At 51.6% G+C, this 15,961-nt stretch carries 14 protein-coding genes; 11 read left to right on the top strand and 3 right to left on the bottom strand.

Annotation, left to right across the window (positions count from 1 at the left end; genetic code table 11):
* Window positions 1–39: 39 nt before the first annotated feature.
* The 3 genes from ACS18Q_RS16580 to ACS18Q_RS16570 all read left to right on the top strand — a co-directional run bounded on the left by ACS18Q_RS16580 (window position 40) and on the right by ACS18Q_RS16570 (window position 3,788).
* Window positions 40–990 (top strand): ketopantoate reductase family protein, encoded by a 951-nt coding sequence (locus ACS18Q_RS16580; RefSeq protein ID WP_283513616.1) that lies wholly within the window; start codon window positions 40–42, stop codon window positions 988–990.
* Window positions 991–1,065: 75 nt separating this feature from the next.
* Entirely contained in the window at window positions 1,066–1,701 is a 636-nt protein-coding gene (gene catB / locus ACS18Q_RS16575) for a type B chloramphenicol O-acetyltransferase (protein WP_004727754.1), read from the top strand.
* A 428-nt stretch (window positions 1,702–2,129) separates the two neighbouring features.
* Window positions 2,130–3,788 (top strand): putative transporter, encoded by a 1,659-nt coding sequence (locus tag ACS18Q_RS16570; protein WP_004727753.1) that lies wholly within the window; start codon window positions 2,130–2,132, stop codon window positions 3,786–3,788.
* A gap of 93 nt (window positions 3,789–3,881) precedes the next feature.
* On the opposite strand, the gene ACS18Q_RS16565 is transcribed toward ACS18Q_RS16570, so the two are convergent.
* Both ACS18Q_RS16565 and ACS18Q_RS16560 read right to left on the bottom strand, forming a co-directional pair.
* A complete protein-coding gene (locus ACS18Q_RS16565; RefSeq protein WP_014258101.1) occupies window positions 3,882–4,916 on the bottom strand; it encodes a methionine synthase in 1,035 nt (344 codons plus the stop codon).
* Between the two features lie 28 nt (window positions 4,917–4,944).
* Window positions 4,945–5,922, bottom strand: coding sequence for a DUF1852 domain-containing protein (locus tag ACS18Q_RS16560; RefSeq protein WP_014258100.1), 978 nt, complete (start codon window positions 5,920–5,922; stop codon window positions 4,945–4,947).
* Window positions 5,923–6,375: 453 nt separating this feature from the next.
* Here ACS18Q_RS16560 and ACS18Q_RS16555 point away from each other — a divergent pair, with 453 nt between their 5' ends.
* The 3 genes from ACS18Q_RS16555 (at window position 6,376) to ACS18Q_RS16545 (ending at window position 10,189) form a co-directional block, all read left to right on the top strand.
* Window positions 6,376–7,920, top strand: a complete 1,545-nt coding sequence (locus tag ACS18Q_RS16555) for a methyl-accepting chemotaxis protein (RefSeq protein WP_441258009.1) — start codon at window positions 6,376–6,378, stop codon at window positions 7,918–7,920.
* 254 nt (window positions 7,921–8,174) lie between these two features.
* Window positions 8,175–9,560: a sensor histidine kinase gene (locus ACS18Q_RS16550; RefSeq protein WP_158164164.1), complete on the top strand. Its 1,386-nt coding sequence runs from the start codon at window positions 8,175–8,177 to the stop codon at window positions 9,558–9,560.
* On the top strand, window positions 9,557–10,189 hold the full coding sequence (locus ACS18Q_RS16545) for a response regulator (RefSeq protein WP_004727747.1): 633 nt from the start codon (window positions 9,557–9,559) through the stop codon (window positions 10,187–10,189). The genes ACS18Q_RS16550 and ACS18Q_RS16545 overlap by 4 nt, the downstream gene beginning before the upstream one ends.
* A gap of 139 nt (window positions 10,190–10,328) precedes the next feature.
* On the opposite strand, the gene ACS18Q_RS16540 is transcribed toward ACS18Q_RS16545, so the two are convergent.
* Entirely contained in the window at window positions 10,329–11,567 is a 1,239-nt protein-coding gene (locus ACS18Q_RS16540) for a DEAD/DEAH box helicase (protein ID WP_441258008.1), read from the bottom strand.
* A gap of 12 nt (window positions 11,568–11,579) precedes the next feature.
* Here ACS18Q_RS16540 and ACS18Q_RS16535 point away from each other — a divergent pair, with 12 nt between their 5' ends.
* The 5 genes from ACS18Q_RS16535 (at window position 11,580) to ACS18Q_RS16515 (ending at window position 15,617) form a co-directional block, all read left to right on the top strand.
* Window positions 11,580–11,768: a hypothetical protein gene (locus tag ACS18Q_RS16535; RefSeq protein WP_441258007.1), complete on the top strand. Its 189-nt coding sequence runs from the start codon at window positions 11,580–11,582 to the stop codon at window positions 11,766–11,768.
* A 219-nt stretch (window positions 11,769–11,987) separates the two neighbouring features.
* Window positions 11,988–12,614 carry a LysE family translocator gene (locus tag ACS18Q_RS16530; RefSeq protein ID WP_286281059.1) on the top strand — a complete coding sequence of 209 codons (627 nt, stop codon included), beginning with the start codon at window positions 11,988–11,990 and terminating at the stop codon, window positions 12,612–12,614.
* A gap of 51 nt (window positions 12,615–12,665) precedes the next feature.
* Window positions 12,666–13,730, top strand: coding sequence for an NAD(P)H-dependent flavin oxidoreductase (locus tag ACS18Q_RS16525; protein ID WP_441258006.1), 1,065 nt, complete (start codon window positions 12,666–12,668; stop codon window positions 13,728–13,730).
* A gap of 251 nt (window positions 13,731–13,981) precedes the next feature.
* Window positions 13,982–14,596 (top strand): outer membrane beta-barrel protein, encoded by a 615-nt coding sequence (locus tag ACS18Q_RS16520; protein ID WP_143679496.1) that lies wholly within the window; start codon window positions 13,982–13,984, stop codon window positions 14,594–14,596.
* Window positions 14,597–14,900: 304 nt separating this feature from the next.
* Complete coding sequence (locus ACS18Q_RS16515; protein ID WP_441258005.1) at window positions 14,901–15,617, top strand: carbonic anhydrase; 717 nt, start codon at window positions 14,901–14,903, stop codon at window positions 15,615–15,617.
* Window positions 15,618–15,961: the final 344 nt, after the last annotated feature.

The following is a 15,961-nucleotide window of genomic DNA, read 5'->3' as shown; positions in this document are numbered from 1 at the left end:
TTGACTCTAATATAAATAAGGTCATTCAGGAGGAGAACCTTGAAATTCGCGATTTTAGGCGCTGGCGGCATTGGATGTTACTACGCAGCGCGTTTACTACATGCTGGTCACGATGTGGTTTTGGTAGCCCGAGGCGCTCACCTTGATGCCTTGCAAAGCCAAGGCTTGTCGCTCAGCCATCCTGATTTCTCGTTTGACGGCCGCGTGAACGCCACCGACGTCGCGGGCCTTTGCAAGCAGGAGAACGCAGCGGACTTCGATCTGCTAATCCTCGCATCAAAAGGCAGCACAACCGCACCGATTTTGGCGCAAATGCAGCCTTGGTTGGCGGGCAGTTCAGTGCCGATGTTGTCGATTCAAAACGGCGTGACCAACGAACAAGTGATTGCCGAGGCGCTCGGCGTCGAACGTACCATTGGTGGCTTGGCGGTGAAAATTGGTGCCCATGTGCTCAGCCCCGGTGTGGTGGAAGCGACAGGCATTGCACAAATCGATTTTGGCGCCTGGCCCAACGTACAACACAACCCGGCCCTACAACCATGGCTGGAACAGCTTGCGGCCATCTTCCTTGACGCGGGTATTCCCAACCAATTGTATGACGACGTGAGTTACGCCTTGTGGCGCAAGCTGATGATTAATAACGCCGTCAATCCCATCACCGCGCTGACCATGCAAGACACTGGCGTGGTAACGCGCGATCCGGTGCTGCGCCGTACCATTCACACCATCATGCAGGAAACGGCACGCGCGGCAAGTGTGGCTGGCGTAACCATGACCGAGCAAGACGTCGATGCGATGTTCGATCTCATTTGTCAGTTTGATGCGATCAAAACCTCTATGCTGGTCGATCGTGAAAAAGGCCGCCCGATGGAGATTCACGAAATCTGTGGCCCAGTGATTGAGAACTGTCGCCAATTGGGCGAACCGGCGGTCACCACAGAACTGATAAGCCAACTGTTGCAGCACGCCAGTGGTCAACGGCCAGCTTAATCGTTTACACTTTCCGACGTGTTAAGTGGCACGGCCACGCAATACCGTCGTCTAAAACCGTCTTAAGGAATCGTTGTGAGTAACTACTTTGACAACCCATTTTCAGGTCAACCGCTCACCGAACAGGTGACCAATCCTAACATTCACGTGGGTCGCCACAGCTATTACTCCGGTTATTATCACGGCCACAGCTTCGACGATTGCGTGCGCTATTTAAACCCCGATCGCGAAGATGTGGATCGGCTGATCATCGGCGCGTTCTGCGCCATCGGCTCCGGTGCAGTCTTTATGATGGCAGGCAATCAAGGCCATCGCACCGATTGGGTCAGCACTTTCCCGTTCTTTTATGTCGACGACGATGCCTTTACCGATGCCGACGATGGGTTTGTTCGCGCTGGCGATACCGTGATTGGTAATGATGTGTGGATTGGTTCAGAAGCGATGATCATGCCCGGCGTGACCATTGGCGATGGTGCCGTAATTGCCAGCCGTGCGGTGGTGACTAAAAACGTCGCGCCGTATGAAATCGTCGGTTCCAATCCCGCGAAACACATTCGTTTCCGCTTCACGCCCGAACAGATCGAAACACTCTTGGAGATGCAATGGTGGCATTGGCCAGATGCGCAGCTCAAGGGGGCGATGAAACTGCTGACGTCCGGCGACATCGACGGGTTGTACCACTACTGGCAAAGTAAGATCCGCAACCACTAAGCCGCGCAAAACCTGTCTCTAATTTTCCAATTTTCAACGGCGCATGACGGCGTAAAAACCGTCATCGCTCACACACTTCGTTGTCTAATTATGGCTGGCATTCACGTCGCATTTTATTCACTTTCATCCCTTTTTATAAACGCCATTTACCTATAATTAACAAAGATTTATCACAGCGAACCAATATCCGCCAAGGTGCACAATTTTGCATAACCACGGTTAACTTTTATGCACCATTGCAGTATTACTGGTAATCAGTTCAGGGCAACAACAAAACGGACGACAGCCATTGAGTCTCCGTATTTGAACCCCTCAGCTGTAGACCTAACCACGCTTGCAGTTTTACTCTCGCAGTTCTTACGCCTACCCCTGTCTGCTGTTCAATCGCGTTTGCCCGCCATGATTTTTAATTGATCAGGAGACTCGCTATGAGTGATATCGCACTCTCTATCAGTATTCTTGCGCTGGTAGCGGTGTTGGGTCTGTGGATTGGGAATTGGCGCGTGTATGGCGTCGGTTTGGGGATCGGTGGGGTGCTGTTTGGCGGCATTCTGGTCGGTCACTTTACCGGCTCTTGGGGCGTTCAACTCAACTACGAAACCTTACACTTCATTCAGGAGTTTGGCCTCATTCTGTTTGTTTACACCATCGGAATTCAGGTCGGCCCCGGTTTCTTTTCTTCACTGAGAAGTTCCGGGCTCAAACTCAACGGCTTTGCGGCCCTCATTGTTCTGCTCGGTTGCGTGGTGAGCGTTGCGCTTTATTACCTGTTTGATGTACCACTGCCCGTCATGTTAGGCGTCTTTTCCGGAGCAGTCACCAACACGCCCTCCCTCGGTGCTGGCCAACAAATCCTCACCGAACTGGGTGCAGAGAGCAACTTACTCGACCTCACCGGCATGGGGTACGCCATCGCCTACCCATTTGGTATCTGCGGCATTTTGATCACCATGTGGCTGCTTCGCATGATTTTCCGCGTCAACGTCAACAGTGAAGCGGACGAGTTTGAAACCCACAACGGCCACAAAAAAGAGAATCTGCACACCATCAACGTCGCCGTTAAAAACCCCAATCTGAATGGTTTGCAACTGCAAGATATTCCGGCGCTGAGCGAAGGTGACATTGTATGTTCGCGCCTCAAACGGGGTGAAACACTGCACGTTCCCAAACCGGATTCACGCGTGGAAGTGAACGACTTACTGCACTTAGTAGGCGACAAAAACGCCCTCGAAAGAGCGCGGTTGGTGATTGGGGAAGAAGTTGATGCGTCGCTGTCGACTCGTGGCACAGCGCTGCGCGTGCAACGTTTGGTCGTCACCAATGAAATTGTGCTCGGCAAGAAGCTGCGCGATCTGGATTTGAAAGAAAAATACGACGTGGTCGTGTCCCGTTTAAACCGTTCGGGTATCGAACTGGTGCCCACCAGCAATTCAACCCTGCAATTTGGTGACATTCTCAATCTGGTTGGCCGTCAGGAAGCAATTGAAGCGGTTAGCGGCATGGTGGGTAACGCCCACCAAAAGCTGCAACAGGTGCAAATGCTACCCGTGTTCGTCGGGATCGGTTTAGGGGTTTTGCTGGGTTCGATTCCGTTCTATCTACCGGGTTTCCCTGCCGCGATCAAACTGGGATTGGCGGGCGGCCCGCTAATTGTCGCGCTGATCCTCGCTCGGATTGGCAGCATCGGGAAGATGTATTGGTTTATGCCACCGAGCGCCAACTTAGCGCTGCGTGAAATCGGCATTGTGCTGTTTCTGGCCGTGGTCGGGCTTAAATCCGGCGGTAACTTTGTCGAAACGCTGGTGCAAGGCGACGGCGTGAGTTGGATGGGTTATGGCGTCTTGATCACCGCGATTCCGCTCATTACCGTCGGTATTCTCGCTCGCGTGCTTGGCCACATCAACTACCTGACCATCTGCGGCATGCTGGCCGGTTCGATGACCGATCCACCAGCGCTGGCCTTTGCCAACGCCATTCACGAAGAGAGCGGTGCGTCTGCCCTCGCCTACGCCACCGTCTACCCATTGGTGATGTGTTTGAGGATCCTCTCGCCGCAAATCCTCGCACTGATTCTGTGGAGTATGTAGATAAAAAAACGGGCTTCGGCCCGTTTTTTTGTCGTCAGTCTAGAGATGTCCAGTCACCGGAGCCACTGGTTCAATCCCAGCGTGCAAAGGCGCTTATGATTTGGCCAAAATCTCTTGGCGAATGATCTCCGCGCCAGCGCTAAGTGCGCTTAACTTGCCGCGAGCAACGTCGCGTGACAAAGGCGCCATGCCGCAGTTGGTGCATGGGTAGAGCTTATCTGCATCAACAAATTGCAGCGCTTTGCGCAGCGTAGCGGCCACTTCTTCGGGGGTTTCAATCGTGTCGGTCGCCACATCAATCGCTCCCACCATCACTTTCTTGCCGCGCACCAGTTCCAGCAGTTCGATCGGCACTCGGGAATTGTGACATTCGAGCGAAATGATATCGATGTTCGATTGCTGCAATTTCGGGAACACTGCCTCGTATTGACGCCATTCATTCCCGAGCGTCTTTTTCCAATCGGTGTTGGCTTTGATACCGTAGCCGTAGCAGATGTGCACCGCGGTTTCGCATTTCAGGCCTTCGATCGCACGCTCCAGCGCCGCAATGCCCCACTCGTTCACGTCATCAAAGAAGACGTTAAACGCAGGTTCATCGAACTGAATGATGTCTACACCTGCCGCTTCCAGCTCTTTGGCTTCTTCATTCAGAATTTTGGCAAATTCCCACGCCAGTTTTTCGCGGCTCTTGTAGTGATCATCATAAAGGGTGTCGATCATGGTCATCGGCCCAGGCAGCGCCCATTTGATCGGCTTGTCGGTTTGCTGACGCAGGAACTTCGCATCTTCAACAAACACCGATTTCTGACGCGACACCGGTCCCACCACGGTTGGCACACTCGCCTCATAGCGATTACGAATGGTGACCGTTTTGCGGTTCTCAAAATCAACGCCGCTCAGGTGTTCAATAAAGGTGGTCACAAAGTGTTGGCGCGTCTGTTCGCCATCGCTGACGATGTCGATTTCCGACTGTTGTTGCTCTTGCAGTGACACACGCAGTGCGTCGTGCTTGCCATCGGTGAGTTCCTGACCTTGCAGTTTCCAAGGTGACCAAAGTGTTTCCGGTTGAGCCAGCCATGTCGGTTTCGGTAGGCTGCCAGCGGTTGAAGTCGGTAGTAGTTTTTTCATAATCAATGCTTCTATCAATGTGAGTGAATTACAAAGGTGTGTTGGCAGACCACTGTTCAAGAATGGTTTGATACGGCTTGATAAAGTGTTCGTGCGCAAACTTCCCTTGCTCAACCGCTAACTGGCTACGCTCGGCACGGTCATACACGATTTGGGTAATGGAATGATCGAGGTTCTTTAAGTTCGGCTGGTAGCGTTGTCCTGCCGACGAATTGGCGTTGTAGATCTCCGGGCGATAGATCTTTTGGAACGTCTCCATGGTGCTGATGGTGCTGATCAGCTCTAGATTGGTGTAATCATTCAGCAGATCGCCAAAGAAGAAGAACGCAAAAGGCGCGGCGCTGTTCGCAGGCATGAAGTAACGCACCTGCAAGCCCATTTTTTTGAAGTATTGCTCAGTCAGCGACGACTCATTTGGCAAGTATTCATCGCCCAGAATCGGGTGATGATTTTCCGTGCGCTCGTAGACTTTGCTGTCTGACACGCTCAGGCAAATGACTGGCGGTTTAGCAAACGCTTCTTTGTAGGTTGGCGAATCCACAAACGTTTTAAACAGCTTGCCATGCAGGTCGCCAAAGCCTTCTGGAATCGAGAATGTCGGTTGGTTCTTATTGTGCTCTAGCAGCAATACGCTGAAGTCATAATCACGCACGTAAGAGGAGAAGTTATTGCCCACAATGCCTTCAATGCGCTCGTTGGTTTTGTGGTCAAGGATGTTGGTTTTCAGAATTTCAATCGATGGAAATGCTTGGCCGCTGCCTTCGATATCCAAATCTACCGAGATGATTTCCAGCTCAACAGAGTAACGATCGCCGCTGGCATTGTCCCAGTTCGCCAGTGCGTTGAAGCGGTTATCAATCATCTTCAACGCATTACGCAGGTTCGACTGACGGCTTTCGCCGCGCGCCAAGTTGGCGAAGTTCGTGGTAATACGTGTGCTATCAGAAGGATGATAATTCTCATCAAAGACCACACTGTTAATCGTAAATTTAAAGCCTGTATTCATGGTAATCATCCTTCCTATTGCTGAGCTAAACCTGAGTGACTTTTCTGCGCTTCGTCCATTTCACGGTTGTTATGCGATGTGGGCGGCGTGATTGGGTTGGATGAACCAGCCCATCAATATTATTTAGAGTTATGAGCGCTGTATTTTTTATACATGTGCGGTTATATGAATAAAAGTGGCATTACTTCATGTTCAACATGAAAATAATTAATGATTGGGTTTTCGACGGTCTGCATACAAGACGGAATGGCGGGTGGCACGCCAAATCGCGACCTAACATATCTGCTTTGAGGCGCAATTAGACTTTAGTGAAAGGCAGCACAAGCTCAACGTTCTACAGATGAAAATCACGCTATAGTTTAGGCGCTACTCTGCTGTTTCAACGCTGGCACGGTTGTCGTCAACACGGAGCTGCAGGGATAAAAATCACAATAATAACGACTAGGACAACGTATGCTATCCGCTCAACAACGTATTGGCTTGAACCTCGCTGCCTGCGCCATTTTGGCAGCCGCAGGTGGCGCTTGGCTCGGCATCGAAAGTGCTGCTCTGATTCTTCTCACCGGCGTCATCATGGGGCTGTTGCAACGGGTTGGGCACACAACTGCCCACGCTGACATAGCTCAAACCGAGGCGGAGGTGATTGCCCCCTTGATTGCCGCCGAACTCAACACCAACGCCGTGAGTGCGGCCAAGGTCTCGTACGCGATTGATGTGGTGAAAACGCAAACCTCACGCCAAGTCGACTCCATTCAAACCATTGCAGACACCTCCAATGCGATCACCGAAACCCTCGCCGTGACCGCCACCAGCGTGCAATCAGCACTTAGCGCGACGCAAACCATGCGCGACACCAGCGAAGCGGGGCGCGGCGAGCTCGAATCCGCCATCGCGGGCATGCAACAAATCAGCGCGCAAACGGCGACGTCCGTGACCCAAATTCAAACGTTGGACGCGCAAGTGCACCGCATCAAAACGGTAGCCGAAGTGATTGAAAACATCGCCGCGCAAACCAACCTTTTGGCGCTCAATGCCGCCATTGAAGCGGCGCGGGCTGGTGAAAGTGGCCGCGGGTTTGCGGTGGTAGCCGATGAAGTTCGCAGCCTTGCCGAACGGACTTCGCGCAGCACCGAAGAAGTCTCAGGCATTGTGCAGCAAATTTTCGATGAGACGCAGGAAGTGACGGCCACCATCACTGCGCTGTCCGATAAGGTCGAGCAAGGTGTCACCCGAGTCGAAAGTGTCAATCAGCGGCTGCACAGCATCGCCCACCAATCGCAAGAAGTGGAATCGCAAATGAGTGGCATCAGCCAGGATGTGATTGCCAACGAACGCAGCTTGCGCCAAATCGCTGAATCGATTGAACACATTCAGGGCGAGCTGTCCGACAGCGACAACGAACTCTCTGATTTACAAAGCGAAGCCGAGCAATTAATGCAGATCGCCGAACACAGCAATGCGGTGTTGGTGGAACATTTCGAGGAGAGTATTCATCGTCCGTTCTACGATTTAGCCGCCGGATTGGCGAAAGCCGTGGGCGCGCGTTTTGAAGCCGATATTGCATCTGGCAAAATCGCCGAACAGGCACTGTTTGACCGCCAGCACCAACCCATCGCCAATACTTCGCCGGCCAAATATCACACCGCATTTGATCAATACTGCGATGCCGTGTTGCCTGAGCTGCAAGAACCAGTCATCCAACAGCGCCGCGAAATGGTTTACGCCATTGCCACGGACGATCACGGTTACGTGCCCACCCACAACAACCAATTTTGCCAAGCCCTGACGGGCGATCCCAAAGTCGACATGGCGCGCAATCGCACCAAACGAATTTTTGGTGACCGCGTCGGCCTGCGCTGCGGCAAGCACACGCAAACCATGTTGCTGCAAACCTATAAACGCGACACGGGCGAAGTGATGCATGATATTTCGGTGCCGGTGATGGTGAATGGACGCCATTGGGGCGGCATGCGCCTTGGCTACTATCCACCCAAGTAAAACGTCCTTGGCATCGCAGCAGACTTGGTGCCACCGCGATGCCTGATAGAACCCGTCCACCGATAGCAACACATGAGCGTTCGTGGCCACTCGCGGATTGTCACGAACGCCGCTGGGTCAATTCCCTGCCCGCCCCTCAATTCCCCAAGCCTGTGCAAGCGGCGTGCTACAATACCGATTCCTGCAATCTAACTGTGATGTTTTGAGCAATTTCCTCAATTGATAGTCGCATTTATGTCATTTAGACTCGCGCAATGGACATGCTCATCATTTTCAAACTCTATCTGCTTTCAGGGCTGGCTTTTTTCGCCGCCGCTTTCGCCATATTCTCGCGAAACCTAAAAAACAGTAGCAATCGAATTGCCCAATTACTGCCTATTTTTGCCCTGTTTGGCTTGGTCCACGCCTTTCATATTTGGTCTGAACTTTATTTCGATCTCTATCAACATGAATTCATTCTGACACGCGGCATCGACACCTTTCGTGTGTTAAAACTGGGCTTATCGTTTCTGCCTTTGGCCTATTTTGCTTGGCGCATGTTGCCTTTGAGTATGTGGTCGCAACGCCAAATCACGCTGATCAAAAAAGCCATCGTCTTGTTTCTGTTCGTGTTTGTGGTCAGTGTGTACTGGCTGCATCATCACTATGCGTATCCGGTGTTTATCCATTACGCCAGCAACCACATTCGTTGGGTGTTGGGGCTGGGCTTTAGCTCATTGGCGGGGCTTGCGGTTTACAGTTATGCCGACCGAGTTGAATTTGAAGGATTTGGCTCACCCGGCGCGTTTAAATTGCTGGGGGTGGCGCTGATTGCCTATGCCTTTAGCACCGGCTTTTTGACCGACGACGCGGCGTTGTGGGTGCAGATCATTCGATTGCTGTGCGGATATGGGATTTTGCTCAGTTTGTGGAATGCGATGCGCGTGTTCGATCAAGAGCACGATCAGCAATTGCAATCCGCGCTGCAGCTCTCGCTGCAAGATGCCAAACTGCGCGAGTTGGGCGAACTGACTTCCGCCATCGCCCATGAGATCAAAACGCCTTTAAGCAGTGCGCTGATGAGCTGCGATTTGCTCGAACATCAACTGGCGCACGACAGCAATCACAAACGCCAAATCGACCGCATTCGTTACGGTTTAGGACGCGCGGCGGAGATCAGCCAAGAAGTGCTCAATTACGCGCACCACAAAGCGATCCATCGTCAACCGGTTCGGTTGGCCGAAATCGTCGATCAAGCGCTGTCGCTCAATCAATATCGTTTGGAAGGCTTTGATGTCTTGGTGAATGTCGACAGCACGTTGAGCGTTTATGGTGATGCAGGCCTGCTCGAAGAAGTGTTCACCAACCTGATTGGCAACAGTGTGGATGCGAGCACAACCCACAAATCGCTGCGTATTCAAGGCTTTCAAAATAAGCTCAATGCCATCCTGACGTTGACCGATTGCGGTGGCGGCATGCCCGATGCACTACTCGCTAAAGCGACCCAGCCTTTTTTCACCACCAAGCCCAAAGGCGAAGGTACGGGCATGGGATTGGCACTATGCAAACAAATTATTTCGCAACACAACGGCGAACTCTTACTGTATAACCATGATAATGGACTGACCGTTGAAGTTCGTATCCCGAGGAAAATGCAATGACGTTACAACTGTTACTCGCAGAAGACGATCCACAGCTACGCGAAGTGCTGGTCGAAGCGCTGACGTTAGAATCGTTCGCTGTCACGGCCTGTGACAACGCCGAAGACGCGCTCGATATCGCCGCTAAACAGCCGTTTGATTTGGCGCTGTTCGACGTCGTGATGGGCGGCATGACGGGCATTGATGCGTTAACGTCGCTGCGTCGTTTGCAGCCAAACATCGGCATCATCATCACCACCGCATTTGCCACTGTCGATATCGCCGTTGATGCGATGAAAAAAGGCGCCGATGAGTTTCTGACTAAGCCATTTAATCTCGCGGCTTTATCGGTCACTCTGAAGCGCGTCCACGCAGAGCACGCACCGAAAGCGGACATCGCCGAAAGCGAGCACGATCAGATTTTCAGCGCGCTGTCGAACCCGATTCGCCGCACGGTGGTCAAACAGCTCAAATTGCATCGTAAAGTGAAGTTTATGGATCTGTGCCGCATGGTTGGCATTGAAGATCACACCAAATTTAACTTCCACCTGCGTCAATTGGTGAACAGCGGCTTGGTTGCCAAAGAAGACGGCCGAGTGTACTCACTCACCCCGCAAGGCTTGCAGATCTACGCCAGCTTGCTGAAATAACCCATCCCCGTCGATTGAGTGGTTCGGTGCCCGTGCACCGGACACTTGAATCGCCACCGAGTCAGAGCCACGCAGCTCACTTCGAGGTGGAGAAGCATGGCAGCTCGAGGTGTAGAAACATAGCGGCGTGGCTGTTCGTTTATTTGCTTTTCGGCGCTGGGCGTTTCACCTTCCCCTGAAACTGTTTAATGCTGCTCTTATTGTTGGTGCGGCGGTTGGCCTTTTTATCACGTGGCGCGCGTTTGCTCTCACCTGTTGACGGTTTGTCTGTTACAGGAAAGCCTGCTAAATCTTGCACGGGTAATGCACGTTGAGTGAGATGACGAATCGCGTTCAGTGCGTTCATTTCACCATGACAGACCAACGACATCGCCACACCTTGCTCGCCAGCGCGGGCGGTACGCCCCACTCGGTGAACGTATGTTTCAGCATGCATGGGCAGTTCAAAGTTGATCACAACCGGCAGCTGTTCAATGTGAATGCCACGCGCTAACAGATCCGTGGCGATCAATACGTTGACCTGACCGGATTTAAATTGAGCCAGCGCTTCTTCTCGCTCATCTTGACTCTTATTCCCATGCAGCGCAGTGGTCGACACCCCCGCTTTATTGAGCTTTTTCGCTAAGCCATCGGCGTTCTCTTTCGCACCGATAAAGACCAACACTCGCGTCCAAGCATTTTGTTGGATAAGTTCAATCAACACTTTGGTTTTACTACCTTTATTGACTAAAAACAGCGTTTCAGTGATGTCTTGATTGGTGCTATTTTCTTGATGCGCGGCCACCTGTTTGGGTGCGTGCATCAACTGCTTCGCTTTTTCCTTCAACGCTTCAGAAAAGGTCGCTGAGAACATTGCCGTTTGGCGCTGATTGGCGGTTTGCATCGCGATGTTTTGTACATCCGGCCAAAAGCCCATGTCTAGCAAACGGTCCGCTTCATCCAATACGAGGGTATGAATATGGCTCAAATCCAAGCCGTGATTCACCAGATCAACCAAACGACCAGTCGTCGCGACAAAAATATGAGGATTTGTCGCGAGCGCCTGCTGTTGTAGCGCTTTATCAACGCCGCCACACAAACACACGGCGTTGAGTTCAAATGCTTGACCAACTTGATTGATCGCTTCACTCACTTGGATTGCCAGCTCACGCGTTGGCACAAGGACCAGCGCTTTTTGCTGAGGATTTGCGTGGAGTTTGTCTAACAACGGCAAAGCATAAGCGAGCGTTTTGCCGCTGCCAGTATTCGCCAGTGCCAACACATCTTTGCCGGCCAGCAGTTCGGGAATCGCTAGCGCTTGAATATCGGTCGGCTGCTTGACGTCTTTTGGCAGTGCGTGAATCAGCTCAGAACTCAATGAGAGAGTAGAAAATGGCATTGGCGACACCTTGTGCTTTGGGTTGAAGAGGCAATAGAAACAATAAAAATGCGGGATAACGCAGGCGCGGACTTTACCACAATCTATGGGGTGAACCATCCTATTTTAGGCGCTGAAAGCAGCGGCGCCGATGCCATTCGTGACAAAGCAAAACAGCGCAGCGCCGAAATGCTGCGCTTTCAAGTACGTTTTACATTGTAAATTGTGCCTTGAGGTAGAAAGCGCACTTCAAAGCCATCTCTCAGCCGCGAACACCAAACCATCTGCGCAAGCCGTTGATCTTTGCGCTGCAATGCGTCGTATTTTATGCACCATGTTGTCGTTGCTATCAAAGTTTCAATCGCCTAAATCACAATCTATTTGACTCATTTCCAGTCATCACGCAACGTTAATCGGTGTCAAACCACATGGAGCTTAGGAATGGAACACCACACGTTATTACTATTTACGATCGCCTGTCTGTCGATTAATTTGATCCCCGGCCCCGATGTGATTTATATCGTATCCAATACCATGAAAGGCAAGATGGCCGCAGGGATGAAAGCGGCGCTCGGCCTCGGGGTCGGTTATGTGGTGCACACACTGGCAGCCTGTTTGGGATTGTCGGCATTGATCTTAAGCTCTGCGCTGGCATTTAGTGTCGTGAAATGGCTCGGTGCTGCTTATTTGATCTACCTCGGCGTGAAATCGCTCCTCGCGATGTGGAAAGGCGGCAGCCAGCTCAACGTCGACACACACAGCCAAGCACCACAGAACATCTTCATGCAAGGCATGATTGTCAGCGTGCTGAACCCTAAAGTGGCGCTGTTCTTTTTATCTTTCTTACCTCAGTTTATCGACCTTGCGGCCGGTTCGGCCAGCCTACAACTGTTCACGTTCGGCCTAGTGTTTAGCCTACTGGCGACGCTGTGCAATGTGTTGTATGCCACGGTCGGAAGCTGGTTACTGAGCAGCCCGAAAGCCAGTCGTTATTCACGCACGTTGGAAGGTGTCTCAGGAGTGCTGTTAATTGGTTTGGCAGGAAAAATCGCCGTTAGCGACCGCTGATGCCCTCCCCGACTGACTATTGCCGTTTAACGATTTCATCAAGGAAGCACGATGTATAAAGGAAAGATCACTGAGTTGTTAGGGGCCGAGTTTCCGATCATTCAAGCCCCGATGGCAGGCGTGCAAGATAGCATGTTGGCCATCGCGGTGTGTGACGCCGGAGGCTTGGGTTCGCTGCCTTGCGGCATGCTGAGCGCTGATAAAATCGAGAGCGAAATCAAGATGATGCAGGCGGCAACCGACAGAGCGTTCAACCTCAACTTTTTCTGCCATACCATGCCGCCACACGATGCTGAGCAGCAGGGCGTGTGGCGCGAGACGCTACGTCCCTACTTTGACGAACTCGGCAGCGCGCCCGAACATCACAGCGGCGGCGCCAGCCGTTTACCGTTTAGCCATGACATCGCCGATGCCATTGAGCCGTATCACCCTCGCGTGATCAGCTTTCACTTTGGGTTGCCCAGCCCTGAATTAGTGACGCGCGTGAAATCGTGGGGCTGCGCAGTGTTGTCTTCGGCCACCACATTGCAAGAGGCGTTGTGGCTAGAAGCACATGGCGCGGATGCCATTATCGCGCAGGGTATTGAAGCGGGCGGCCATCGCGGTATGTTTTTAACCGATGACGTCACCACCCAGCTTGGCACCTTGGCGTTGGTGCCACAAATTGCCCACAACGTGCGGATTCCGGTCATCGCGTCTGGGGGCATTACCGATGGCCGAGGGATCAAAGCAGCGCTGACACTGGGCGCTGAAGCGGTGCAACTGGGCACAGCGTATCTGCTGTGCAGTGAAGCCAAGACGTCCCCACTCCATCGCCAAGCGATTGCCACACCTCGCGCTGAGCACACCGCCTTAACCAATCTGTTTTCCGGACGACCAGCACGCGGCATTGTCAACCGAGCCATGCGCGACTTGGGCTATCTATCTGCGCTGGCACCGCAGTTTCCTTATGCTTCAGCCGAGATGTCGGCGCTGCGTGCATTGGCCGAACTTCACGGCCGTGACGATTTCTCACCGCTGTGGTGTGGTCAGAACACCTCAGGCTGCGTCGCGATCTCTGCCGCCGAACTGACGTTGTTGCTGGCCAGTGAAAGCGGCATGTGCCCCCTCCAATAACGCGCCAAACCACCTCCCGCGATGAGGCATTGCACCTGTTTGCCTCATCGCCATCACACATCATTTACAAAACAACGCACTATTTACAAAACAACGCACTGTAACGCCACGTGGACGTTCACCCCATCTGTTGCCTTAGTCATTCTTATAACAATCAATTGCATACTCAACAAAGAGCTATGCTATCGTTACGCCACTTCATAGATGACGCCATCGTCGTCACCCAAAACACAATCTATTCAGAGGAAACTATGCACTTCAATCCATGGTTCGCGTCTGCTCTGGCGATGCTGAGCATCAGCTCTGCCGCCATCGCTCAAACCGAAGACACCCCGCGCACGAAAGAAAAATCCAACGGCACCATTTACGTCGGCGCTGGGCTGGGCGTATACAACAATGCAGAGATCGAATACGGCAGTTTGTCGACCAACGAAACCGGAGATTTCGGTGATTTTGGTTATAACCTGCTTGCTGGCTATGAATTTAACACCCACAAAGTGGTGAAATTGGGGGTCGAACTTGAGTACCGCCATTTCGGTGAAGTGAATTTTGCCGACCAACTTGACGTGGAAGGCGATGCATTTTTCATCAACGTGCGTCCAAAATTCATCGTTTCATATGATCATGCCGATCTGTACGTCGCCCTCATTGCCGGTTTGGGTACCATCGATCTGGATGCAACCGCCACGCAGTACGGTGTTTCAGCCTCAAAATCAGAAGCTGCGTTCCAATACGGCGCTGAATTTGGCGTGTTATTGAACGAACATGTGGATCTGCACGTGGGTTATCGCGCGGCACAAGTCGATGTCGAAGACTTTGACGTCACATTAAGCACCGGTTACGCCGGCATCCGTTACCACTTTTAATCACGTGAACCGACTTGGCGCGCAGAAAACGAACACAAAAAATGAACACATCACGCGCGCCAACCGATAACTTGAGGTTTATTTATATTTATCTCACTGATAAATAATAACAATTCATAAAAAAACTGCCGTTAACCTGCCAAAATCAGCCCATCTTTGAAGCTTTGAGAACACCCTTCCAATTTCACGCCTCAATCTAATGTTTCAGCATACGCCCTGCATAAAAAGGGGCATTACTATGCAGCGTTTGCCCACGGGATCACGCAATCACCCGAGGCAATTCAATCACATAAAAGGAGGTATCATGAAAACATTAGGTCTGGCGATGGCCGTGAGCGCACTGTGCGCAGTCAATGCGCATGCATCAGAGTGGGGATATGAGGGCGAGCATGGCCCGACGCATTGGGGGAACGTGTCGTCTGTGTGCGCCGCTGGGGTCAATCAAAGCCCCATCGATATCACGCAGACGGTCAGCGCCAAACTGGCCCCGTTAACGGTGCATTATACCGGTACGGTCACTGCGTTAACCAACAATGGGCACACCTTGCAGGCCAGTGTCAGCGGCGATAACACGCTGACCGTGGATGGCAAAACGTTCACGTTGCAGCAGTTCCATTTCCACACGCCGTCTGAAAACCTCATCAACAGTCATCAATACCCAATGGAAGCACATTTTGTGAATGCGGACGCACAAGGCCACTTGGCAGTGTTGGCGGTGATGTTTGAAGTGGGTGAAGCGAATACGGCACTGAATCAACTGACGGCGACATTGCCGAAACCGGGTCAATTACAGCCGCTGAGTACGACATTCTCAGTGGGTGAACTATTGCCACAAGCAGCTGATTATTATCGATTTAATGGCTCGTTAACTACGCCGCCATGCACTGAAGGGGTTCGTTGGTTGGTGCTGAAACAGCCGCAAGTTTTGTCGGCTCAGCAAGAGGCAGTGCTGACCACCTACATGGGCCACAATAACCGCCCAATTCAGCCGCATCATGCACGACTGATATTAAGCAATTAGTTGCTGGTAAAAAATCTAAAATAATCCAAAAATATGAATAACCTCGTGAATAAAAACACGGGATTAATTTTTATTACGTTTAAATAATCACCAATTTAATAAATACACAAATAAAAAAAACCACTCTAGACAACGGGTCTAGAGTGGGATTCTGGTAAATCAAAAAATTAGCTTTTATTTGGGTTCATATTGCCAACACATAATAACTCGAGCCGATGGGGTCGCGTCCTTGTGAAGAGCTATGTTTGTGTTGCGATACAAACTTGCTTTTTAATCTATCCCCAAAATTTCTGAAAAACAAATAAATATAACCGTCAAAAATGAAATGATAATTTTCAGCTTAT

The organism is Vibrio sp. Vf1514 (genome assembly GCF_052076135.1).
In the GTDB taxonomy this organism is placed as follows: Bacteria; Pseudomonadota; Gammaproteobacteria; order Enterobacterales; family Vibrionaceae; genus Vibrio; species Vibrio furnissii.
This window is presented reverse-complemented; position numbering and strand designations above follow the sequence as displayed.

Bases quoted from the DNA above. Each gene is read 5' to 3' on its own strand.
- ACS18Q_RS16570 (WP_004727753.1), top strand. From the start codon at position 2,130: ATGAGTGATATCGCACTCTCTATCAGTATTCTTGCGCTGGTAGCGGTG.
- ACS18Q_RS16565 (WP_014258101.1), bottom strand. From the start codon at position 4,916: ATGAAAAAACTACTACCGACTTCAACCGCTGGCAGCCTACCGAAACCG.
- ACS18Q_RS16560 (WP_014258100.1), bottom strand. From the start codon at position 5,922: ATGAATACAGGCTTTAAATTTACGATTAACAGTGTGGTCTTTGATGAG.
- ACS18Q_RS16555 (WP_441258009.1), top strand. From the start codon at position 6,376: ATGCTATCCGCTCAACAACGTATTGGCTTGAACCTCGCTGCCTGCGCC.
- ACS18Q_RS16550 (WP_158164164.1), top strand. From the start codon at position 8,175: ATGGACATGCTCATCATTTTCAAACTCTATCTGCTTTCAGGGCTGGCT.
- ACS18Q_RS16545 (WP_004727747.1), top strand. From the start codon at position 9,557: ATGACGTTACAACTGTTACTCGCAGAAGACGATCCACAGCTACGCGAA.
- ACS18Q_RS16540 (WP_441258008.1), bottom strand. From the start codon at position 11,567: ATGCCATTTTCTACTCTCTCATTGAGTTCTGAGCTGATTCACGCACTG.
- ACS18Q_RS16530 (WP_286281059.1), top strand. From the start codon at position 11,988: ATGGAACACCACACGTTATTACTATTTACGATCGCCTGTCTGTCGATT.
- ACS18Q_RS16525 (WP_441258006.1), top strand. From the start codon at position 12,666: ATGTATAAAGGAAAGATCACTGAGTTGTTAGGGGCCGAGTTTCCGATC.
- ACS18Q_RS16520 (WP_143679496.1), top strand. From the start codon at position 13,982: ATGCACTTCAATCCATGGTTCGCGTCTGCTCTGGCGATGCTGAGCATC.
- ACS18Q_RS16515 (WP_441258005.1), top strand. From the start codon at position 14,901: ATGAAAACATTAGGTCTGGCGATGGCCGTGAGCGCACTGTGCGCAGTC.